Genomic DNA, 22,676 nt, shown 5'->3' with positions numbered 1-22,676 from the left:
GAGGACCGCCCCGACCCGGAGATCATCGAGCCCACCGACGCGATCATCCGCCTGTCGGCGACCTGCATCTGCGGCTCCGACCTGTGGCCCTCCGGGGCGTGGACGAGCCCGAGGGAGCGGCGCGGTCGGGTTGTGCGGCGTGCTGGCCGCCAAGCGGCTGGGTGCCGAGCGGACCATCGCGATGAGCCGGCACGCGCCCCGGCAGGCGCTGGCCCGCCGGTTCGGCGCCACCGACCTCGTCACCGAGCGCGGCGACCAGGGCGTGGCACGGATCAAGGAGCTGCCGGGTGACGAGCTGTCCATGTCCCTGGTGCACCTGCTCGGCCTGTTCATGTCCCTGGTGCACCTGCTCGGCCTGTTCATGTCCCTGGTGCACCTGCACGGCGACCCCGCCCCGGTCCGTGCGTACCTGCCGGAGCTGATCGACCTGATCTGCAGCCGGGCCATCGACCCGGGCCACGTCTTCAGCCCTGACGATCAGCCCCCGACGGCTCAGACACCGGTGACGGTCCACTGGTTGTTGGTGCTGGAGTTCGGCGCCCACAGGGCCACCGTCGAGCCGGCGGTGCTGTTGCCCATGCCGTCCAGGGCGGTGCCGGTGCCCCGGTTGATGATCTGGTAGCGGCCGTTGCCGGTGCTGTTGAGCCGCCACTGCTGGTTGTTGCCGCCGCTCCAGGCCGCCTGCCGGGCGCTGGCGCCGTTGGCGGTGCTGCCCCAGCTGTCGATGACCATGCCGTTGGTGCGGTTGACGATGCGGTACCAGCCGCTGCCCAGGTCCACGAGCTGCCACTGCAGGTTGGTGCTGCCGTCCCAGCTCCACTGCTTGAGCACCGAGCCGGAGGCGACGTTGCCGCCGCTGTCCAGCACCAGGCCGGTGGTGACGTTCGCGATCCGCACGTAGGCGGCCGGCGGCCCGGAGGCGGTCATCCGGTACGTGTGCCCGGCCTGCCCGGTCAGCCCGATGACGTCGGACTCCGGCCTGGTGACGGTGACGGCCTCGCCGGTCGCGGCGTCGGTCACCTGGTGGCTGCCGGTGAACATGCGGCCGCGCACGTAGACGGTGCCGCCCCGGTCGAAGGTGACGCGGATCTCGGTGGCCGCGCCGGAGCTCCAGGTGGCGTCCACGGTGTAGCCGCCGCGTCCGCGCAGGCCCTGCACCTTGCCGTTCGGCCAGGCGGGCGGCAGGGCCGGCAGGACGTGCAGCTCGCCGTTGTGGCTCTGCAGCAGCATCTCGGCGATGCCGGAGGTGGCGCCGAAGTTGCCGTCGATCTGGAACGGCGGGTGCAGGTCGAACATGTTGGGCGCCAGCCGGTCCGGGGTCACCAGCAGGCGCAGCAGCGTGTGCGCGCGTGTGCCCTCCTCCATGCGCGCCCAGTAGTTGACCTTCCAGGCCAGCGACCAGCCGGTCCCGTCGTCGCCGCGCAGCTCCAGGGTGCGGCGGGCGGCGGCGTGCAGGGCCGGGGTGCCGCGTTTGGTGATCTGGTTGCTGGGGTGCAGGCCGTACAGGTGCGAGATGTGCCGGTGGTTGGGCTCGGTCTCGACCCAGTCGTACAGCCATTCCTGGATGTTGCCGCGCGAGCCGGTCTTCATCGGCGCGAGCCGGTCGCGGGCGGCCAGGACGCGCGCGCGGAAGTCGGCGTCGACGCCGAGCGCCTGCCCCGCCTGGGCGCAGCCGTTGAACAGGTCGCGCAGGATCTGGTTGTCCATCGTGGGGCCGGCGCAGACGCTGACGCCGGAGTGGTGGGCCAGCTCCGGCGAGTTCGACGGGTTGGTGACCAGGTAGCGCAGGGTCGGCTCCTCCACGAGGGTGTCGAGGAAGAACTGGGCGGCGCCCTTCAGCGCCGGGTAGTTCTGCCGCAGGAAGTCCAGGTCGCCGGTGAAGGTGTAGTGCTCCCAGATGAGGCTGGCCAACCACGCGCCGCCGGTCTGCCACATGCCCCACAGGGCGCCGTCCACGACGGATGTCGCGCGCCAGGCGTCGGTGTTGTGGTGGGTCACCCAGCCGCCCGCGTTGTACTGCACGCGGGCCGTGCGGGCGCCGGTGATCGCCAGCTCGTTGATCATCTTGAACACCGGCTCGAAGCACTCCGGCAGGTTCGTCGTGTCGGCCGGCCAGTAGTTCATCGGCAGGTTCGCGTTGATCGTGTACTTCGAGTCCCACGCCGGGGTCAGCGAGTCGTTCCAGATGCCCTGGAGGTTGGCCGGCTGGGTGCCCGGGCGGGAGGAGCTGATCAGCAGGTAGCGGCCGTACTGGAAGAGCAGCGCCGAGAACTGCGGGTCGTCGGTGGTGGCGTGCCGGGAGATGCGCACGTCCGTCGTCTGGTCGGCCGCCGCGGTACGCCCGAGGTCGAGCGTCGTACGGCCGAAGAGCCGCTGGTAGTCGGCGACGTGCCGGGCACGCAGGTCGTCGTAGGAGCGGCCGGCGGCCGCGTCGAGGTGGCGGCGGGCGATGCCCTGGTAGTCGCCGCTCACGTCGCGGAAGTCGACGTAGCTGGTGCCGATGGAGATCAGCACGGTCACGCTGTCGGCGGACCTGACCTGCAGCGTGCCGCCGGAGCTGGTGACGGTGCCGCCCGTGGCGACGGCCCTGGCCAGCGCCAGGAACCGGACCCGCCCGGCCACGCCCTCCATGTCGCCCGAGACGCCGTCGAGCGCGACCGTGGCCGCGTCCGGGCTGGAGCGGGTGGTGCGCTGCGGGCTGTCGAACGTCGCCGAGAACGTGATCGAGCCGGGCCGGTCGGCGGTCAGGCGCAGCGCGATCACCTGGTCCGGCGCGCTGGCGATCGTCTCTCGGCGGTAGCGCACGCCGTTCTGCAGGTACGACACGCCCGCCGTGGCGGTGGTCAGGTCGAGGTGGCGGGTGTACTCGCTGACGCCGGAGGTGCCGCCGAGGGTGAGCCGCAGGTTGCCGACGGTCTGGTAGGCGAGCTGGCCCGCCGGGCTGCCGAGCATGTTCTGGTCGATCAGGCTCTGGGCCTGGCTCCACTGGTTCTGGAAGACGAGCTGCCGGATCTGGCCCAGCGCCGCCGCGCCCTTGGTGTTGCTCTGGTCGTACGGGCCGCCCGCCCACACGGTGTCCTCGTTGAGCTGCAGCCGCTCGACGTCGACGTTGCCGAACACCATGGCGCCCAGGCGGCCGTTGCCGATCGGCAGGGCGCGCAGCCAGTCGGTGCCGGCGCCCTCGTCGTACCACAGGGCCAGGTCACCCGCCGGGGAGGCGGCCGCGTGGGCGGTGGCCGGCCACATCGGCAGCATGGCGGCACCGGCTCCGGCCGCGCCGAACCGCAGCACTTGCCTTCGCGATAAGTCAGACATGTCGCTTCCCTCGGGGGATGGTGGTCAGCCGACCCGGACGAGCTGCCATTGCTGGTTGGCGCCGCCCCAGTCGTCGTACTGGACGATGTTGGCGCCGTCGGCGGTGGAGGCGCCCTGCACCTCCAGGGCCTTGCCGCTGTTGCGGTTGATCAGGCGGACGTAACCGCCGGACTCGGCCGGCCGCCACTGCTGGTTGGTGCCGTTCAGGTCGGTCCACTGGACGACGGCGCCGCCGTTGGCGGTGGAGAAGCCGGAGACGTCCAGCACCTTGCCGGACAGCCGGGACTTGATGCGGTAGTAGCCGCCGCCCGCGTCGACGAACTGCCACTGCTGCTGGTCGCCGTTGTTGCGGGTCCACTGGGTGATGCGCGCGCCGTCGGCGGTGGACAGGTTGTAGACGTCCAGGGCCTTGCCGCTGTTGCGGTTGACCAGCACGTACCAGGCGGTGGTGTCGATCCCGCCGCCGGGCGTCTGCGTCACGCCCGTCACGAACGTCGTCACGCTGCGGGCGGGCAGGGTAGCCGTGAACGAGCCGTTCGAGACGGCGGCCGTGCCCTGCGCGGCGACGTTCCTGCTCGCGTCCGTCACCCAGGACGAGACGCTGGAGGCGGTGCCGCTCGCCAGCGTGAACTGCTGGCTCACCGCGGAGGCCGCCTTGTTGACCGCCACGACGGCGACCGTGCCGTCACCGCCCTGGTACGCCGAGACGTAGACGTTCGACACCGGGTTGGCCGTCGCGTCGATCCGCACGTAACCGGGGCGGACGAACCTGGCGAACTGCGCCATGCAGGCGCCGCGCTTGCTGAGCTGCCCGTCCTCCCGCATCGGCCCGTAGCTGCGCCTGATGTACCACCAGACGTACGCCTGGAACTCGGCGTCCACCATCGCGTGGTGGACGTGCTCGCCCACGTCGAGCGCCTGCGGCCACAGGTCGGCCGAGTCGGTGCTGTTGGGGTAGTACACCTCGGTCATCCACAGCTCCTTGCCCGCGCCCTTCTGCTTGAACAGCGGGTACGGGAAGTTGGCGTAGGAGGTGCCGTAGAGGTGGGCGCCGATGATGTCGACGTTGGCCAGCGCCGTGGCGTCGTTGAGTATCGGGTCCGACATGTTCTTCAGGTACTGGAACGACTCGGGGGCGATGACCCTGGTGCTGATCGAGCCGGCGTTCTCCCGTAAGAAGCGCACCATCTCGGTGGCGGTCCACCACGTCCATTCCTGGGCGTAGTCGGGCTCGTTCTGCACCGAGATGCCGTACAGGTTGACGCCGTTGTTGCGCAGGTGGGTGGTGAAGTCGTTGAGGTGCTGGGCGTAGGCGGCGTACGAGGAGTACTTCAGGCGCCGGGCGTTGGTCTGGCTGCCGCGCACGAACGTCTCGACCATGGAGGCGGGCGGGTTCCACGGGGAGGCGATGACGGCCGCCCCGAGCTCGGCCGCACGCCGCGCCGTGGCCAGGTCGCGGCTCCAGTCCGCCTGGTTCTCCGGGACGGGGATGCGCAGCACGGAGAAGCCCAGGCGGCCGTCGCCGGTGCCGAACGCGGTGTCCCGCTGGGCGGCGGTCAGGTCGCCGATCCAGGCCGCGTGGGCCATGCCGCCGAAGCCCCTGATCGTCTGCCGCCGCGCCGACGGGTCGATGACCACCGCGGCGGCGGCCGTCGCGGGCGTCGCCGTGGCCGCGAGCACCGGGAGAGCGCCCATCGTGGCCAGGACGGCTCTGCGGCTCAGCGGGCGACGGCCGCCCGCCTGCTGATCGGCCGCCCGCCGATCGGCCGGGCCTTGCGTCATGTCTCCTCCTAGTGGCTGGTGGGCGCGGCACGCCGAAGGGCGAGCCGGTCCGGGCATGGCAGGGAGAGGGAGTCGGCGGCGGCGTCGGAGCGCACGCGGGCGAGCAGCCGGTCCCGGCGGACCGGCTTCCTGGCGCGAGCGGCGGCTAGCAGCGCGGGCCGTTTGTTCGCGTTAACATCTCTTGCAGGAAGGTAAGGCTCTGACTGCCGCTCGTCAACAGAGCCCGGTCCAGAAACTTAACGAAGATCGGGTCCGGCACTCGCCCAGGCCGCCGATGAGCGGTGTCGGCCCAGGACAGGGCGGCAAGTGCTCCTGTCACGCGCGATGACCACGCTTCAGAGACGGCAACTTAACCGCTGATCTTTCGCAACTTACCCTGTTGCCTTCGAGTAACTTCTGTGAAACTTTCACAGTCACCAGCAGTGCGGCGTGATCTCCTGGAGGCGCGAAACTCCAGGCGGGACGCCGTTCCGGCGGCGACCGCCCACGTGGCGAGGGGTGCCCCTCGTTGACGTGAGGGCGGGCCGTCGGATGTACTCCGCGACAACGCACAAGGGAGTCGGCCGCACGGCTGTCCGCAGGACCGGATGTTAGCGCTAACAACACACCGCAGACCATCCGAGGCCCGGCCTCGTGAACGCGTGCCCGGCGGCGGCCGGGCACGCGCCCCGACCTCGAAGGAGTTCCCATGTCCTTGAGCCGTCGCCAGCTCTTACAGGCCGCGGGCGCGACCGCCGCCCTCACGGTCGCCGGAGAAGTGGCCGGCGCTGCACCCGCCCTGGCCGCGGTCGCGTGGGCCAGGCCCGACATCGGGGTCTCGGCCTACGAGTTCGACCTCGGCCAGGTCCGGCTGACCTCCGGCCGCCTGCTGGACAACCAGAACCGCACGCTCAGCTACCTGCGCTTCGTCGACGTCGACCGGATGCTGTACGTCTTCCGCGCCAACCACCGGCTCTCCACCGGCGGTGCGGCGGCCAACGGCGGCTGGGACGCGCCCAGCTTCCCGTTCCGCTCCCACATGCAGGGCCACTTCCTGACCGCGTGGGCGCAGGCGTACGCCGTGCTCGGCGACACCACCTGCCGCGACAAGGCCGCCTACATGGTGGCCGAGCTGGCGAAGTGCCAGGCCAACAACGGCGCCGCCGGCTTCACCGCGGGCTACCTGTCCGGCTTCCCCGAATCCGACATCACCGCCCTGGAGAACCGCACGCTGAGCAACGGCAACGTGCCGTACTACTGCATCCACAAGACCCTGGCAGGGCTGCTGGACGTGTGGCGGCTGACCGGCAACACCCAGGCCAGGACCGTCCTGCTGGCCCTGGCGGGCTGGGTGGACACCCGCACGTCGCGGCTGAGTGCAAGCCAGATGCAGGCCATGCTCGGCACCGAGTTCGGCGGCATGAACGCCGTGCTGACGGACCTGTACCAGATGACCGGCGACTCCCGCTGGCTGGCCACGGCGCAGCGGTTCGACCACGCGGCCGTGTTCAACCCGCTGGCCGCGGGCCAGGACCAGCTCAACGGGCTGCACGCCAACACGCAGGTGCCCAAGTGGATCGGCGCGGCCCGCGAGTACAAGGCGACGGGCACCACCCGCTACCGCGACATCGCCGCCAACGCCTGGTCGATCACCGTCGGCGCGCACTCGTACGTCAACGGCTCCAACAGCCAGGCCGAGCACTTCCGCGCCCCGAACGCGATCGCCGCCTACCTGAGCAGGGACACCGGCGAGGCCTGCAACACCTACAACATGCTCAAGCTGACCCGCGAGCTGTGGCTGCTGTCGCCGAGCCGGGCCGACTACTTCGACTTCTACGAGAACGCGCTGTTCAACCACCTGCTCGGCCAGCAGAACCCGGCCGACGCGCACGGGCACGTCACCTACTTCACGCCGCTCAACCCCGGCGGGCGCCGCGGAGTCGGCCCGGCCTGGGGCGGCGGCACCTGGAGCACGGACTACAACTCCTTCTGGTGCTGCCAGGGCACCGGCATCGAGACCAACACCAAGCTGATGGACTCGATCTACTTCCACAACGGCACCACGCTGTTCGTGAACCTGTTCGTGCCCTCCACGCTCACCTGGAGCCAGCGCGGCATCACGGTCACCCAGACGACCTCCTACCCGGTGAGCGACACGACGTCGTTGCAGGTCACCGGGGACGTGAGCGGCTCCTGGTCGATGCGGATCCGCATCCCGGCCTGGACGCAGGACGCGACGATCAGCGTCAACGGGGTCCAGCAGGACGTGGCCACCACCCCGGGCTCCTACGCCGATCTCACCCGCACGTGGGCCTCGGGCGACACCGTGACCGTGCGGCTGCCCATGCGGGTGATGATGAAGGCCGCCAACGACAACGCCGCCCTGGCCGCCGCCGTCTACGGCCCCGTCGTGCTGTCGGGCAACTACGGCAACACCTCGCTGTCGTCGGCCCCGTCGCTGACGCCGTCGTCGATCACCCGGACCAGCACGTCGTCCCTGGCCTTCACCGCCACCGCCAACGGCGCGAGCGTCGGCCTGGGCCCGTTCTACGACGCCTCCGCCCACAACTACGTCGTCTACTGGAACACCGGCGGCCAGGGCGGGACGGGCGCGGCGAGCTTCCGGCTGCTCAACGCGGCCAGCGGGCTGGCGCTCGGCATCCAGAACATGTCCACCGCCGACGGCGGCCTGGCCCTGCAGTGGACCGACAACGGCACCGCCGACCACGACTGGATCCCGGTCGCCGACGGCAGCGCGGTGCGCCTGCGCAACGCGAACAGCGGCAAGGTGCTCGGCGTCGAGAACATGTCCACCGCCGACAACGCCCGGGTGCTCCAGTGGAGCGACAACGGCACCGCCGACCACCGCTGGACGATCACCGACGTGGGCGACGGCTCCGTCAAGATCCGCAACGTCAACAGCTCCAAGCTGCTCGGCATCCAGAACGGCTCGACCGCCAACGGCGCGCAGGCCGTCCAGGACTCCGACAACGGCGGCGCCGACAACCAGTGGCGGCTGGTGCCGAACGGCGCGCGGCGCATCCAGAACGTCGGCACCGGCATGGTGCTGGGCGTCACCGGCATGTCGACGGCCGACGGCGCGCTCGTCGTGCAGTGGGGCGACACCGGCACCGCCGACCACCTGTGGACGGCGATCGTCGACACCGGCGGCTACCTGCGGCTGCGCGTCTCCCACAGCCAGAAGGTGCTGGGCGTGGAGGGCGGGGCCACCGCCGCCGGGTCGCGCGTCGTGCAGTGGGGCGACACCGGCACCGCCGACCACCGCTGGCGGCTGCGCCACACCTCCGGCTTCACCTTCCGCATCCAGTGCGCCAATGGCGGCCGGGTCCTCGGCCTGGCCGGCACGTCCCAGGGCGCGCAGGTGGTGCTCGCCGACGACAACGGCTCGACCAACAACCTCTGGAGGTTCCTGTGAGACGCGTGCTCGCGCTGCTCTCGACACTGCTTCTCCTGGGCCTGTTACCCGTGCCCCAGGCGTCGGCGGCGACGGTCGACCCGAACGCCTGGTACGTGCTGGTCAACCGCAACAGCGGCAAGGCCCTGGACGTCTACAACCTGTCCACCGCCGACGGCGCCCGCATCACCCAGTGGACCCGCAACAACGGCGACCAGCAGCAGTGGCAGTTCGTCGACTCCGGCGGCGGCTACTACCGCATCAAGTCCCGCCTGTCGGGCAAGGTGCTGGACGTCTCCGGCGCCTCCACGGCGAACGGCGCGAGCGTCGTCCAGTGGAGCGACCACAACGGCACCAACCAGCAGTGGCGGCTGGCCGACTCCCCCGACGGCCACGTCCGCCTGATCAACCGCAACAGCAACAAGGCCCTCGAAGTGCAGAACGCCTCCACCGCCGACGGCGGCAACATCGTCCAGTACGACGACTGGGGCGGCGCCAACCAGCAGTGGCAGCTCGTGCCCATGGGCGGCGGCAACCCCGATCCCGGCGGCGGCACCTACAACAACCCGGTCGTCTGGCAGGACTTCGCCGACGGCGACATCATCCGCGTCGGCGACGCCTACTACTACTCGGCCTCGACGATGCACTACTCGCCGGGCGCGCCCATCCTGCGCTCGTACAACCTGGTCGACTGGGAGTACGCGGGACACTCGGTGCCGAGGCTCGACTTCGGCTCCAGCGCCTACGACCTCAACGGCGGCCGGGCGTACGTGAAGGGCATCTGGGCCTCGACCCTGAACTACCGGCCCAGCAACAGCACCTACTACTGGATCGGCTGCGTCGAGTTCAACCGGACCTATGTCTATACGGCGTCCGCCGTGGACGGCACGTGGACCAAGCGCTCGCAGATCAACAACTGCTACTACGACGCCGGCCTGCTGGTCGACACCGACGACACCATGTACGTCGCCTACGGCAACACCACCATCAGCGTCGCCCAGCTCTCGGCCGACGGGCTCAGCCAGGTGCGCAGCCAGCAGGTGTTCCAGACGCCGAGCAGCGTCGGCACCCTCGAGGGCGCCCGCTTCTACAAGCGGAACGGCTACTACTACATCTGGCTGACCCGCCCCGCCAACGGCCAGTACGTGCTGCGCTCCACCTCGCCGTGGGGCCCGTACGAGATGCGCCAGGTCCTGCTGAACATGCCGGGCCCCATCTCCGGCGGCGGCGTGCCGCACCAGGGCGGCCTCGTCCAGACGCAGGGCGGCGACTGGTACTACATGTCGTTCGTCGACGCCTATCCCGGCGGCCGGGTGCCGGCGCTCGCGCCGATCACGTGGTCCGGCGACTGGCCGACGATCCAGACCGTGAACGGCGGCTGGGGCGCCACGTACCCGAAGCCGAACATCCAGACCAGCAAGACCGTCGCGTCCATGATCGGCCCGGACATGTTCACCTCGCCCACGCTCGGCCACCGCTGGGAGTGGAACCACAACCCCGACACCAGCCGCTACTCCACCGGCAACGGCCTGCGCCTGCAGACCGCGACCGTCACCAACGACCTCTACAACGCCCGCAACACGCTCACCCACCGCATCCAGGGCCCGTCGTCCACGGCGACGATCGAGCTCGACTACTCGCAGATGGCCAACGGCGACCGCGCCGGCCTGGCGATGCTGCGCGACCAGTCGGCCTGGATCGGCGTCAAGCGCGACAACGGCGTCAACCGGGTGGTGATGACCAACGGCCTGACCATGAACGGCTCGTGGCAGACCACCGGCACCGGCACCGAGGCGGCGGGCGCGAACATCTCGGGCGGCCGCATCTGGCTGCGGGTCAACGCCGACATCCGGCCCGGCTCCGGCAGAACGGCCCGCTTCTCCTACAGCACCGACGGCACCACGTTCGTCAGTCTCGGCCCGGCGTTCACGCTGAACAACGCCTGGCAGTTCTTCATGGGTTACCGCTTCGGCATCTTCAACTACGCCACCCAGTCCCTCGGCGGAGCGGTGACCGTGCGCCGCTTCGACCTCACCACCCCCTGACAGGAAAGGCACACACGTGAGATCCAGATCCCTGACCGTCCTCGCGACGGTGGCCACCTTACTGGCGAGCCTGTTCATCGGCCTGCAGACGCAGCCGGCGAACGCGGCCACCGTGGACACCACCGCCTGGTACGTCCTGGTCAACCGCAACAGCGGCAAGGCCCTGGACGTCTACAACCTGGCGACCAACGACGGGGCCCGCATCACGCAGTGGACCCGCAACAACGGCAACCAGCAGCAGTGGCAGTTCGTCGACTCCGGTGGCGGCTACTACCGGATCAAGTCCCGGCTGTCCAGCAAGGTCCTGGACGTCTACAACTTCTCCACCGCCAACGGCGGCTCCATCGTCCAGTGGTCCGACCTGAACGGCACCAACCAGCAGTGGCGGCTGGCCGACAGCTCCGACGGCTACGTGCGCTTCATCAACCGCAACAGCAACAAGGCGCTGGAGGTGCAGGGCGCCTCGACCGCCGACGGCGGCAACATCGTCCAGTACGACGACTGGGGCGGCACCAACCAGCAGTGGCAGCTCGTCAAGGTGGACGGCGGCACCGGCAACCCCGGCCAGTGCGACCTGCCCTCGTCCTACCGGTGGACCTCGACCGGGCCCCTGGCCACCCCGAAGGCGGGCTGGGTCTCGCTCAAGGACTTCACCGTCGCCCCCTACAACGGCAAGCACCTCGTCTACGCCACGACGCACGACACCGGCACGCGCTGGGGCTCGATGAACTTCAGCCCCTTCACCAACTGGTCGGAGATGGCCACGGCGAGCCAGAACGCCATGACCAACTCCACGGTCGCGCCCACGCTGTTCTACTTCGCGCCGAAGAACATCTGGGTGCTGGCCTACCAGTGGGGCGGGACCGCGTTCTCGTACCGGACCTCGACCGACCCGACCAACCCGAACGGCTGGTCGGCGCAGCAGACGCTGTTCTCCGGCAGCATCTCCGGCTCGGGGACGGGCCCCATCGACCAGACCGTCATCGGTGACGGCACGAACATGTACCTGTTCTTCGCCGGGGACAACGGCAAGATCTACCGGGCCAGCATGCCGATCGGGAACTTCCCCGGCAGCTTCGGCTCGACGTCCACGGTGATCATGAGCGACTCGACGAACAACCTGTTCGAGGCCGTTCAGGTCTACAAGCTCAAGGACCAGAACAAGTACCTCATGCTCGTCGAGGCGATCGGCGCGCAGGGCCGCTACTTCCGCTCGTTCACGGCCACCAGCCTGAACGGCTCGTGGACGCCGCAGGCCGCGACCGAGAGCAACCCGTTCGCCGGCAAGGCCAACAGCGGCGCCACGTGGACCAACGACATCAGCCACGGTGAGCTGATCCGCACCAGCGCCGACCAGACCTTCACCGTCGACCCCTGCAACCTGCAGCTCCTCTACCAGGGGCGCAGCCCCAACTCGGGCGGCGACTACGGTTTGCTGCCCTACCGGCCGGGCCTGCTGACCCTGCAGCGCTGACGGCGTGACAGCCCTGGACACGGCCGGCTGGGGACGTGTCCAGGGCTCTCGCCCTCTATGGGGCGAAAAATCCGATCTTGGTGCTGCGGGGCCGCCCGCCCGCGGGGGCTCGCTGGCTAGACTGCCGCCATGACCACGGAGTCGTCCCCTCTCACCATCGCCCAGCTCGCCGAGCTGGCCGGCGTGTCCACCGCGACGGTCTCCAAGGTCGTGAACGGCCGCTCCGAGGTCTCCTCCGAGACCCGCGCCGCCGTGGAGGAGCTGATCCGCCTGCACGGCTACCGCCGCCAGCGCCGCCGCTCCACCCCGACCGCCCTGGTCGAGCTGGTCTTCCACGCGCTCGAAGGCGACTACCCCGTCGAGATCACCAAGGGCGTCGCCCAGGTCGCGCGCGAGCACGACCTCACCGTGGGCATCTCCGACCTGCACCGCGACCACACCGCCGCCGACGCCTGGATCGACGGCGTGCTGCGGCGCCGCCCGAGCGGCGTGATCGCCGTGTTCTCCGGCCTGACGGAGGCGCAGCACGAGCAGCTGACCCGCCGTGAGATCCCGCTGGTGCTGCTCGACCCGGCCGACGCCCCCGGCAAGAACGTCCCCTCGGTCGGCGCGGGCAACTGGAACGGCGGGCTCACCGCCACCCGCCACCTGCTGGAGCTGGGGCACCGCCGCATCGCGATCATCACGGGGCCCGACTCCGCACTGTCCAGCCGGGCCCGGCTCGACGGCTACCGCACCGCCCTCGACATGGCCGGCGTGCCCGCCGACCCGGAGCTGATCGGCCGGGGCGACTTCCTCATCGAGGGCGGCCTGGCCGCGGCGCACCGGATGTTGTGCCTGCCCGACCGCCCCACCGCGATCTTCGCCACCAACGACGGCCAGGCGATCGGCGTCTACCACGCGGCCCACCGGCTCGGCCTGCGCATCCCGGACGACCTGAGCGTGGTCGGCTTCGACGACCTCCCCTCGATGCGGTGGGCCATCCCGCCGCTGACCACCGTCCGCCAGCCGCTCAGCCAGATGGCCGCCGCGGCCACCCGGATGCTGCTCCAGCTCGCCAACGGCGAGGAGCTCGCGCAGAGCCGCATCGAGCTGGCCACGGAGCTGGTCGTCCGCGACAGCACCGCCCCTCCCCCTCTCTCCTGACCTCCGTCCAGGGGGTTGACCCTCGCGGGCTGATCGACATAGGTTGACCAGGCAAAAGTGATCGATCACTTCTGGGTGGGCCCAGGGGTGTCGTCCGAAGGAGTTACGCATGCCTGCGTCCTCGCCCCCGATCCGGGTCGCCGTCATCGGCGCCGGGGGCATCGCGAAAGCCTGTCACCTTCCCGCCCTGGCCGCCGCCGGCGACGAGGTGGAGATCGTCGCCGTGTGCGACGTCGACCCCGCCCGTACCCGCGAGGTCGCCGACGCCTTCGGCGTCCCGGCCCGCCACACCGACCCCGGCGAGATGCTGGCCGCGCACCGCCCCGACCTGGTGGTGGTCGCCACGCCGCCGGTCGCGCACCGCGAGGCGGTCACGGCGAGCCTGGACGCGGGCGCGTGGGTGTGGTGCGAGAAGCCGCCGACGCTGTCGCTGGCCGAGTACGACGAGATCACCGCCCACGAGCGGGACGGCGGCCCGTACGCGAGCTACGTCTTCCAGCACCGCTTCGGCAGCGCGGCACAGAGGCTGCGGCGGCACATCGGCGACGGCGAGCTGGGCGCGCCGCTCGTCGCCGTGTGCAACACGCTGTGGTACCGCGGCCACGACTACTTCGAGGTGCCGTGGCGCGGCAAGTGGGAGACCGAGGGCGGCGGCCCCACCATGGGCCACGGCATCCACCAGATGGACCTCATGCTGAGCCTGCTCGGCGACTGGCAGGAGGTGCACGCCGTCGCGGCCACGCTCGGCCGCCGGGTCGAGACGGAGGACGTGTCGTTCGCGATCGTCCGCTTCGCGTCGGGCGCGGTCGCCTCGGTCGTCAACAGCGTCCTGTCCCCGCGCGAGACGAGCTACCTGCGCTTCGACTTCGCCGACGCCACGGTGGAGGTCGAGCACCTGTACGGCTACGACAACGGCAACTGGCGCTGGACGCCCGCCCCGCACGTCACCGACCAGGACCGCATCGCCGGCTGGGCGCCGGAGGAGAACACGCCCAGCTCGCACCGCGCCCAGCTCGCCGCCCTGCTGGCCGCCATGAGGGCCGGCGAGCGGCCCCAGGCCGGCGGCGCCGACGGCCGGCGCGTCATGGAGCTGATCACCGGCATGTACCAGTCGGCGCTCACCGGCCGCCCGGTCTCCCGGGCCGAGCTCGTCCCCGCCAACCCCTTCTACCACGCGCTGAACGGCGGCGACCCGCGGGCCGCCGCCGCCCGCCTGCGCCCCTCCAAGGAGAGCACCCATGCCTGAACCCCGGCTCAGCGTCCGCGACGCGGGCAAGTCCGTGATCATCACCGCCGGAGACGTGGACATCGCGCAGTACGTCCACCACCCGGACGCCCCCGACTCCGAGTCGCCCAAGCCCTACCTCCACCCGATCCGCAGCCTGTCCGGCGCGCCCATGTCGAGCTACCGGCCGCACGACCACCGCTGGCACAAGGGCCTGCAGATGACGTGGGCGCACCTGTCGGGGCAGAACTTCTGGGGCGGCCCGACCTTCTCGGCCGAGCGCGGCTACCACTCGCGCGACGACCACGGGCACATGAACCACCTCGGCTTCACCGAGCTGTCCTGCGACGGCGAGCGGGTCGTGGCCGAGGAGAGCCTGCACTGGGTCTCCTCGAAGGGCGAGCACTGGATCACCGAGCGCCGCCGCCAGGTCTTCCACGGCGTGGACGCCGCGCGCGGCCTCTGGGCGCTGGACTTCACCACGTCGCTGCGCAACGTCCGCGGCGCCACGCTGGAGTTCGGCAGCCCCACCACGCACGGCCGGCCGCTGGCCGGGTACGCCGGCTACTTCTGGCGCGGCCCCCGCTCCTGGACCGGCGGCACGATCGTCGCCGCCGGCGGCCGGGGCGGGCAGGAGATGATGGGCGAGCAGGCGCCGTGGCTGGCCATCGTCGGGCAGCACGACGAGATCGACGGCGGCGGCACCGTGCTGGCCTTCGCCGGGCACTCCAGCGCGTCCGTGCCGATCAAGTGGTTCGTCCGGAACGAGGCGTTCGCCGTGATCAGCCCGTCCCCGTCGTTCGACGAGGAGATCGCGCTCGCCGACGGGGACACGCTGGAGCTGGCGCACCGCTACGTGTTCATCGACCACATGTGCGAGCGGGACGAGCTGGAGGCGCTCGGGGCGGAGTTCGCCCTGTGACGCCGCTGTTCCCCGGCGGCACCTCGATCAGCGACCTCGCGGTCTACGACTGGGAGTGCGCCGACGGGGTGCACGGCGGCACGCCGCACCTGCACACGGTCTCGACCGAGGCGTACGTCGTGACCGCCGGGCGCGGCGAGGTGCACACGCTCAGCGCCGCGGGCTTCGCCCGCGACCGGCTGGAGCCGGGCTCGGTGTTGTGGTTCTCGCCCGGGACGATCCACCGCCTGGTCAACGAGGACGGCCTCCGGCTGGTGGTGATCATGCAGAACGCGGGCCTGCCCGAGGCCGGGGACGCCGTCCTCACCTTCCCCTCCGCCGTCCTGCGCGACCCCGACGCCTACCGGGCCGCCGCCACGCTGCCGGAGCAGGCGTCCGAGGACGAGCGGGCGGCGGCCGCGCGGGCCCGCCGGGACCTGGCGATCGACGGGTTCGGGCAGCTCCTGCGGGAGGTGGAGGAGCGAGGCGGGCAGGCCCTGGCGGACTTCCACCGGCTCGCCGTGGAGATCGTCCGGCCGCGGGCCGCGTCCTGGAAGGAGCTGTGGAACGGGACCGTCGCGGCCGAGACCGAGCGCACCCGCGCCCACCTCGACGCCATCGAGAGCGGCGATCCCGCCCATCTCGGGCAGGCCACCGTGGTCAGGACCGCACCCAGGCCGGGGCCGCGCGCCTTCGGCATGTGCGGGCGGCTGCGCACCTGGACGCCGCTGACGGGCTGACGACACCGGCCTGACGACACCGGGCCGCCGGGGCACACGCCCCGGCGGGCCGGGGTGAGGTGATCAGGGCAGGACGATCGTGGTCAGGCCGCGCGGCGGGAACGTCACCGCCCCGTCGAGGATCGGCACCCGGGCCAGCGAGGCGGTCGCGTCCGTCAGGTACACCTCGGCCGGCTCGTCCACGTCCTCCCACGTGCGCGGCGCCACGCCGGTGTTGAGCACCTCGACCACGCGCGAGCCGTCGCGGTTGCGGAACGCGCACACCTTCAGCGACGGCACCGCGCCCGCCGCCCCGATCCTGACCGCCCCCGGCCGGATGAACCTGCTGAAGGCGGCCAGCGCCCACATGCGCTTCGAGACCCGGTACGTCCCCGTCTCCTCGTCGATCCGCAGCAGCGCCCGGGTGTTGCCCTTCGAGGCGCCCAGCCAGTAGAGGTAGCCGGAGACGTTGGCGAAGGTGAGCGCGTCGTGCACGGCGGAGGCGATCGTGTAGCCGTCGGAGCCGGTGCCGTCGTACCAGCTCTCGTTCCACGTGCTGCCGTTCGGGTTCCACTCCGACATCCAGGTGGGCCGCCTGGTCGGCAGCGGCGCGTCGACGGGCGTGCCGTAGCCGTGGCCGGTGAAGACCTTCACCCAGCGGCGGGCCTCGGGATCGGCGGCGATGGCCGCGATGTACGCCCTGGCCTCGTTCCAGCCCAGCGACTCGCAGCACACCAGCCGCACGCCCGAGGCGAGCGGCCCGAGGATCTTGACGAACTCGGCGGCCTCCTGCGGCGTGAACCGCATCGAGGGGTGTGGGGCGGTCCAGTCGGGCTCGTTGGCGAAGGCGAGGTCGGTGATCCGGATGCCCTCCTGCCGGTAGAACCTCGTGTACTGCACCAGGTAGTCGGCGTAGGCGCGGCGCCATTCGGGCTTGAGCCGGCCGCCGTTCTTGTCGTCGCCGTTGTCCTTCATGTAGCCGGGCGCGCTCCAGGCGACGGCGAAGAACCGCTTCACGCCGTACTCCTGCGCCGCCTTGGCCACCCAGAGCTGGCTGTTGTCGTCGCCGTCCCAGACGTAGCGGGGCGGGGCGTCGGGGCCGCCCGGGTCCTCCGGCTGGATCGAGACCATGTCGTCGTACGGGCTGCCGGCCGGCGCCGAGCCGATGCCCAGGCGCAGGATGGTCAGCCCGGCCCCCTTGACGGGGTCGAACCACAGGTCGAGGATCTCGCGGCGCGTCTGCTCGGGCAGGGTTTTGAGCAGCTCGTTGCGCCGGAAGGCGGTGGAGATGCCGAACCCGTCGATCTCCTGATGCCGGACCTGGTCATCAAGGGTGATCATCCGCGGAGCGGCCGGCCGCGTTGCGCTCATCGCTGGAGCTCCGGGCGGGTAGGGTCCATGGCGCCATAGAGTTAGCACATCAGCGCCGTCGGGCTCAACGGTCATGCCCGGCGGGGCGGCGGGCCGGCCGACTCGCGCACGATGACCCGGTTGATCGAGCGTTCGGGCGGCGGCGGGGCGGGCTCGCCGCGTACGGCCGCGATGAGCCTGGCCATCGCCTCCCGGCCCTGCACCTCGCGGTCGACGGCCACGGTCGACAGCGAGGGGGTGGCGAAGCGCCCCAGCTCCTCGTCGTCCCAGCCGAACACGCTGACGTCGCCGGGCACCCGCCAGCCGCGCGACAGCGCGCCCCGCACGGCGCCCATGGCCACGTGGTCGTTGCCGGCGACGATCGCGGTGACGCCGCACCCGTCGGGCAGGCCGCGCACGGCGTCGTAGCCGGACTGGGGGCTCCAGTCGCCGAGGGCGACGCCGTAGGAGGTGAGCCCGAGGCGCTCGACCGTCTCCTCGTAGACGAGCTTGCGGTTGCGGGCGGAGGCCCAGCTCTGCGCGCCCGCGATGTGGAAGAAGACGCGGTGGCCGAGCGAGGCGAGATACTCGACGATCTCCCGGACGGGGGAGGCGTCGGCGAGCTCGTTGACGCCGCGCAGCTTGTCGTCGTAGTCGCCGGTGACGACGACGGGCACCGGCGAGGCGGCGGGGTCGATCTCCATCGGCGTCAGCGACAGGATGCCCTCGACATGCCCCGACGCGGCCAGCTCCAGCACCCGCTCCGCCCTGGCGCGCGGGTCGCCCTCGACGCTGACGACCTCCAGCTGGAAGCCCTCCTCGTGGGCGGTGGCGGAGGCGGCCCGCAGCAGGCGCACGGGCCACTGGTAGCTGGAGACGGGCAGGGTGATGGCCAGCCGGTTGGTGCGGCGGGTGCGCATGGAGCGGGCGACGAGGTTGGGGCGGTAGTTGAACTGCTGGACGACCGAGTCGATCTTCGCGCGAGTGGCCGGTTTCAGGGTCTCGTTGTGCCGGAAGTATCGGGACACGGTCTGGTGGGAGACCCCCGCGAGCCGGGCCACCTCATGGATGGTGAGGCGCGGCGTCTCGACCTCGTCCACGTGACCCCTTCCCTCGCTCCGCGCGTCACAGCCTAGCCGCTCCCCCGCTCACCGGGGCATTGACGCAGATGTGATCGATCACTAGTCTGCCTCGGAACGCAAAAGTGATCGATAACTTAGCGTCCGGCGGCCTCCGGCCGTCCCCACCCCCCGCACAGACCAGAGGAGCAGAGGGTGCTTCGATCCCTCACCGTCGCGGCGGCACTCGTGCCCGCCATCGCCCTGACCGGTCCCGCCGCCGGCGCCGCACCCAAGCCGCAGCTCGACATCCAGCGGTCACAGACGCACCAGACCATCGACGGGTTCGGCTACTCCACCGCGTTCCAGCGCGCCACGCTCGTGCACAACCTCTCCCCCGCCAAGCAGGCGGAGGTGCTCGACCTCCTCCTCGACCGCCGCAAGGGCGCCGCGCCCAGCATCCTGCGCCTCGGCATCGGCTCCTCGGCCACGAACGTCTACGACTCCATGCTGTCCATCCAGCCGGCGGACCCGGGCGGCCCCGACGCCCCGCCGAAGTACACCTGGGACGGCTGGGACGGCGGCCAGGTCTGGTTCTCCAAGGAGGCCCGGCGGCGCGGCGTCGAGCGGTTCTACGCCGACGCCTGGAGCGCCCCCGGCTACATGAAGACCAACGGGACCGACATCAACGGCGGCTCCCTGTGCGGCCTGCAAGGCGCCACCTGCGCCGGCGGCGACTGGCGCGCGGCCTACGCCCGCTACCTGGTCCAGTACGCCAAGTTCTACGAGCGGGAAGGCATCCGGATCTCCGACCTCGCCTTCCTGAACGAGCCCGACTGGACCACCGGCTACGCCTCCATGCGCTTCACCCCGGCCCAGGCCGCCGAGTTCGTCAAGGTGCTCGGCCCCTACGCCGACCAGGCCGGACTCAACGTGGTGTGCTGCGAGTCGATCGGCTGGAAGAACTCCGAGGCCTACGCCCAGGCCATCGAGAACGACCCCGAGGCCCGCGAGCACCTCGACATCATGTCCGGCCACGGCTACGCCAGCGGCGCCGACTTCCCGCTGCCCACCTCCAAGCGCACCTGGATGTCGGAATGGGCGCCGTCCAGCGTCGCCGACGGCTGGAACGAGGCGTGGGACAGCAGCACGGACAGCGACACGGACAGCGGCACGGACAGCGGTAAGGTCACCGACGGCATCAACGTCGCCGAGCGCATCCACGACACCCTGGCCCTGTCCGGCAGCACCGCGTTCGTCTACTGGCTCGGCGGGTCCCGGGGGAAGACCGCCGCGCTGATCCAGATCGACGACGCCGCCGACGCCTACCGCGTCTCGTCGCGGCTCTACGCCTTCGCCGCCTACAGCCGCTTCATCCGGCCCGGCGCCGTCCGCCTCGGTGTCGACGGGGCCGCCGGCGGGCTGAAGGTCTCCGCGTACCGCAACACGGACGGCACCGAAGTGGTCGAGCTGCTCAACACCTCCACCGAGCCCGTGACCACCACCGTCGACCTGAAGCGGCCCGACGCCTACCTGACGGACTCCGGCCACAACCTTGAGCGGGACCAGTCGCTGGTCTCCCGGCGAGGCCCCCACACCTCCGTCACCCTCGCGCCGCGATCGCTCACCACGCTGGTCAGCGACCACCCGCAGCACGACTGATCCCCGGCGGCTCACGGGCCTCCCACGGGGTCACCGGTGCAGGGCGCGCTCCTGCGGGCGGGTGACCGCCGGGCGGGCGCCGGTCAGGAGGAAGCCGCTCGCCGGGCGCGTCGGGATGCGCCGCAGGGAGATGGTCAGGTCCTGGTCGGGGACGTCGTAGTCCAGCGCGGCGAGCCGGGCCGCCAGGGTGCGCAGCAGGGCGAGCGTGATGCCCTCGCCAGGGCAGCGGTGGCCGGTGCGCGCGTCGCCGCCGCCCTGCGGGATCAGCTCGTACGGGCCCGGCTCGCGGCCGACGAAGCGCCCCGGGTCGAAGGTGTACGGGTCGTCCCACAGGCCGGGGTCGTGGTTCTGGCCGTAGATGTCGAGCAGCACCAGGCTGCCCTCGGGGATGCGCTCGCCCGCCCAGGACAGGTCGCGGACCGCCCGGCCGCCGACGAACGGGGCGAACGGGTAGAAGCGCCGCACCTCCTGCGCGAACGCCTCGGCGTAGGCGGCGTCGCCGTCACGGAGTGCCTGGCGGTGGCGGGGCCAGCGGTGCAGGGCGTGGGCGGCGAAGGCCACGTACCAGGTGACCGCCACGGTCGGGCGGATGATGTTGAGCAGCTCGACGGCCGCCGTGTGGGCGTCCAGCGGCTCGCCGTCGGCGTCGCGGTGCGCGACGACGGCGGTGAACGCCGAGCCGTCCGGCGCGAACGCCGAGCCGTCCGGCGTGCCGGCCTGGTGCGGCGCGGCGGCCATGCCGTCGCGGAATCGCTGCACCAACGCGGTCAGCCACGCCTCGCGGCGCCTGCGGGCCAGGCGGCCCCGCACGTTCCTGGGACCGCCGCTGCCGAAGCCGTCGACCATGGCCGTCAGGTCGGCGGCCAGGGACGGGACGTCGGCCTCGTCGAGCGGGATGCCCGCCCACCGGCACACGCTCCTGGCCAGCACCCGGGCGGTCTCGTCGAACAGGACGACCGGCCGCCCGTCGCCCCACCGGGCCACCGCCTCGTCCCAGGCGGTGACGGTGTGCTCCACCAGAGTGCCGACGCCGTCGCCGGTCAGCAGGGGCATGAACATGGCCTTGCGGGCGCGGTGCGCGGCGCCGTCCAAGGTGTGCACCGCCCCGTGCCCCACCAGCGTGCTCGTGACCGGCTCGGGCAGCGCCGTGCGGCGGTGGACGTGGTCGTCGTCGTAGAAGAAGCGGGCGGCGTCCGGGCCGCGCAGGCCCACCGCGCGCCGGCCCATCAGCCGCGTGCGCACCACCTCGCCTCCGGCGCGCCGCCGCAGGCCGGGCAGCCAGGCATAACCGTCGAGCAGCAGGAACAGCGTGTCGTCCAGCATCAGCATGAGGTCCGTCCCTGCCCTTGAGCCCGCGGGGGAAACGGCGGGCAGCCGCCGTCGCGGGCTGGGGCGCACCAGCCGGCGTCCGCCGTCAGGGGCGTGGGGAGTGGCGGGTCCAGCGGGGGCTCCAGCCACGGTGGGAGCGGTGGCCCGACGCGGCGACGCAGCGGCGGCACACCTCGCCGACGTGCTCGGCCGCCCCGCCCGACTCCGGGAACACCTCGGGCCAGGCCACGTGGTGGAAGCGGAGCAGGCCGGCGCGACTGAGCGGCACCCCGCACAGTGTCTGGTTCGTCCCGGGGAGCCAGGCGTGCGCCTCGCCCGACGGGCGCCGTACGCCCTGCTCGTCGCGCCACTGCCCGGAGGCGGCGACCGACGGCTCGCCCCGCGTCCTGCCCATCTGCGTTCTCCTCCGTCGTGTTGAGCGGTCGTGTTGAGCGGTCGTGCCTGCGCGGCTGCCCGCCGGCCGCCCCGGCAAACGGCGGGGACGGCGGGGACGGTGGGGATCGGGCCGGGGACGGGCCGGGATCGGGGACGGATTCGGTAAGGAGCTCGACCGGCCTTCACCTGTCCAGGCGTGGCCCGGGTCCTGCCGGGTAGGCCACGCGCGTACGCGAAGAAGGAGAGGAACGTCATGACCAGGACGGCCCCGGAGACGATGGGCGAGACGGACGTCATCGACCTGCTGCTGGCCCAGCACGGCATGATCAGGAACCTGTTCGACGAGGTCGAGCAGGCCCCGGCCGGCGAGGCGCGCGCGGAGGCGTTCACCCGGCTGGTGCGGCTGCTGGCCGTGCACGAGACGGCGGAGGAAGAGATCGTCCACCCGTACGCCCGGCACGCGATCGACGGCGGCGACGGGGTGGTGGACGACCGTCTGGCCGAGGAGCGGGAGGCCAAGGAGCTGCTGTCGCGGATGGACGAGGCCGGCCCTGACGCCCCCGACTTCATGCAGAACCTCCTGATGCTGCGCGCCGCCGTGGAGGCGCACGCCCGCAGCGAGGAGCGCTACGAGTTCACGAAGCTGCGCGGCCAGACCAGCGACGCCGAGCGCCGCACGATGGCGGCCGGCGTCAAGGCCGCCGAGGCGATGGCGCCCACGCACCCGCACCCCGGCACGGAGTCGGCCACCAAGAACGTGCTGATGGGCACCCCCATCGCGATGATGGACCGCGCCCGCGACGTCATCCGCCAGGCCATGGGCAAGAAGCCCTGACGCCCCGGCCGGCACCGGGAAGCAGCGGCCGGGCTTGAGGTCAAGGCGACAGGGTAGCGAGCCGCC

At 71.5% G+C, this 22,676-nt stretch carries 15 protein-coding genes; 9 read left to right on the top strand and 6 right to left on the bottom strand.

Annotation, left to right across the window (positions count from 1 at the left end; all coding sequences use genetic code 11):
• Positions 1–492: 492 nt before the first annotated feature.
• Positions 493–3,315 carry a glycosyl hydrolase family 95 catalytic domain-containing protein gene (locus HCN51_RS42940; RefSeq protein WP_168017747.1) on the bottom strand — a complete coding sequence of 941 codons (2,823 nt, stop codon included), beginning with the start codon at positions 3,313–3,315 and terminating at the stop codon, positions 493–495.
• Positions 3,316–3,339: 24 nt separating this feature from the next.
• On the bottom strand, positions 3,340–5,097 hold the full coding sequence (gene xynC / locus HCN51_RS42935; RefSeq protein WP_277350227.1) for a glucuronoarabinoxylan endo-1,4-beta-xylanase XynC: 1,758 nt from the start codon (positions 5,095–5,097) through the stop codon (positions 3,340–3,342).
• A 688-nt stretch (positions 5,098–5,785) separates the two neighbouring features.
• Here xynC and HCN51_RS42930 point away from each other — a divergent pair.
• The 7 genes from HCN51_RS42930 (at position 5,786) to HCN51_RS42900 (ending at position 16,022) form a co-directional block, all read left to right on the top strand.
• A complete protein-coding gene (locus tag HCN51_RS42930) occupies positions 5,786–8,512 on the top strand; it encodes a beta-L-arabinofuranosidase domain-containing protein (protein WP_168017746.1) in 2,727 nt (908 codons plus the stop codon).
• Positions 8,509–10,536: an RICIN domain-containing protein gene (locus HCN51_RS42925; RefSeq protein ID WP_206068541.1), complete on the top strand. Its 2,028-nt coding sequence runs from the start codon at positions 8,509–8,511 to the stop codon at positions 10,534–10,536. Before HCN51_RS42930 ends, HCN51_RS42925 begins: the two co-directional genes overlap by 4 nt.
• Positions 10,537–10,585: 49 nt before the next feature.
• Positions 10,586–12,010, top strand: a complete 1,425-nt coding sequence (locus HCN51_RS42920) for a non-reducing end alpha-L-arabinofuranosidase family hydrolase (protein ID WP_428981571.1) — start codon at positions 10,586–10,588, stop codon at positions 12,008–12,010.
• 129 nt (positions 12,011–12,139) lie between these two features.
• The gene (locus tag HCN51_RS42915; RefSeq protein WP_168017744.1) at positions 12,140–13,156 is read left to right on the top strand and encodes a LacI family DNA-binding transcriptional regulator; all 1,017 of its coding nucleotides are present in this window, start codon (positions 12,140–12,142) and stop codon (positions 13,154–13,156) included.
• Between the two features lie 109 nt (positions 13,157–13,265).
• A complete protein-coding gene (locus HCN51_RS42910) occupies positions 13,266–14,402 on the top strand; it encodes a Gfo/Idh/MocA family protein (RefSeq protein WP_168017743.1) in 1,137 nt (378 codons plus the stop codon).
• The gene (locus tag HCN51_RS42905; RefSeq protein WP_168017742.1) at positions 14,395–15,303 is read left to right on the top strand and encodes a DUF6807 domain-containing protein; all 909 of its coding nucleotides are present in this window, start codon (positions 14,395–14,397) and stop codon (positions 15,301–15,303) included. Before HCN51_RS42910 ends, HCN51_RS42905 begins: the two co-directional genes overlap by 8 nt.
• Complete coding sequence (locus tag HCN51_RS42900; protein ID WP_168017741.1) at positions 15,300–16,022, top strand: cupin domain-containing protein; 723 nt, start codon at positions 15,300–15,302, stop codon at positions 16,020–16,022. Before HCN51_RS42905 ends, HCN51_RS42900 begins: the two co-directional genes overlap by 4 nt.
• Before the next feature lie 63 nt (positions 16,023–16,085).
• Here the strand turns inward: HCN51_RS42900 and HCN51_RS42895 are convergent, their stop codons facing one another.
• Positions 16,086–17,342, bottom strand: a complete 1,257-nt coding sequence (locus tag HCN51_RS42895) for a glycoside hydrolase family 30 protein (protein ID WP_240973836.1) — start codon at positions 17,340–17,342, stop codon at positions 16,086–16,088.
• Positions 17,343–17,443: 101 nt separating this feature from the next.
• On the bottom strand, positions 17,444–18,451 hold the full coding sequence (locus tag HCN51_RS42890; RefSeq protein WP_168017739.1) for a substrate-binding domain-containing protein: 1,008 nt from the start codon (positions 18,449–18,451) through the stop codon (positions 17,444–17,446).
• Between the two features lie 174 nt (positions 18,452–18,625).
• Between HCN51_RS42890 and HCN51_RS42885 the strand changes: the two genes are divergently transcribed.
• Positions 18,626–20,071 carry a glycoside hydrolase gene (locus HCN51_RS42885; RefSeq protein ID WP_168017738.1) on the top strand — a complete coding sequence of 482 codons (1,446 nt, stop codon included), beginning with the start codon at positions 18,626–18,628 and terminating at the stop codon, positions 20,069–20,071.
• A gap of 30 nt (positions 20,072–20,101) precedes the next feature.
• On the opposite strand, the gene HCN51_RS42880 is transcribed toward HCN51_RS42885, so the two are convergent.
• Both HCN51_RS42880 and HCN51_RS42875 read right to left on the bottom strand, forming a co-directional pair.
• Positions 20,102–21,400 (bottom strand): cytochrome P450, encoded by a 1,299-nt coding sequence (locus HCN51_RS42880; RefSeq protein ID WP_240973835.1) that lies wholly within the window; start codon positions 21,398–21,400, stop codon positions 20,102–20,104.
• 85 nt (positions 21,401–21,485) lie between these two features.
• Positions 21,486–21,794 carry a hypothetical protein gene (locus HCN51_RS42875; RefSeq protein WP_080037966.1) on the bottom strand — a complete coding sequence of 103 codons (309 nt, stop codon included), beginning with the start codon at positions 21,792–21,794 and terminating at the stop codon, positions 21,486–21,488.
• 234 nt (positions 21,795–22,028) lie between these two features.
• On the opposite strand from HCN51_RS42875, the gene HCN51_RS42870 reads away from it, so the two are divergent.
• Complete coding sequence (locus HCN51_RS42870) at positions 22,029–22,610, top strand: hemerythrin domain-containing protein (protein ID WP_230466091.1); 582 nt, start codon at positions 22,029–22,031, stop codon at positions 22,608–22,610.
• Positions 22,611–22,676 lie beyond the last annotated feature (66 nt).

The sequence above is a fragment of the Nonomuraea composti genome, assembly GCF_012034275.1.
GTDB classification, from domain to species: Bacteria; Actinomycetota; Actinomycetes; order Streptosporangiales; family Streptosporangiaceae; genus Nonomuraea; species Nonomuraea composti.
This window is presented reverse-complemented; position numbering and strand designations above follow the sequence as displayed.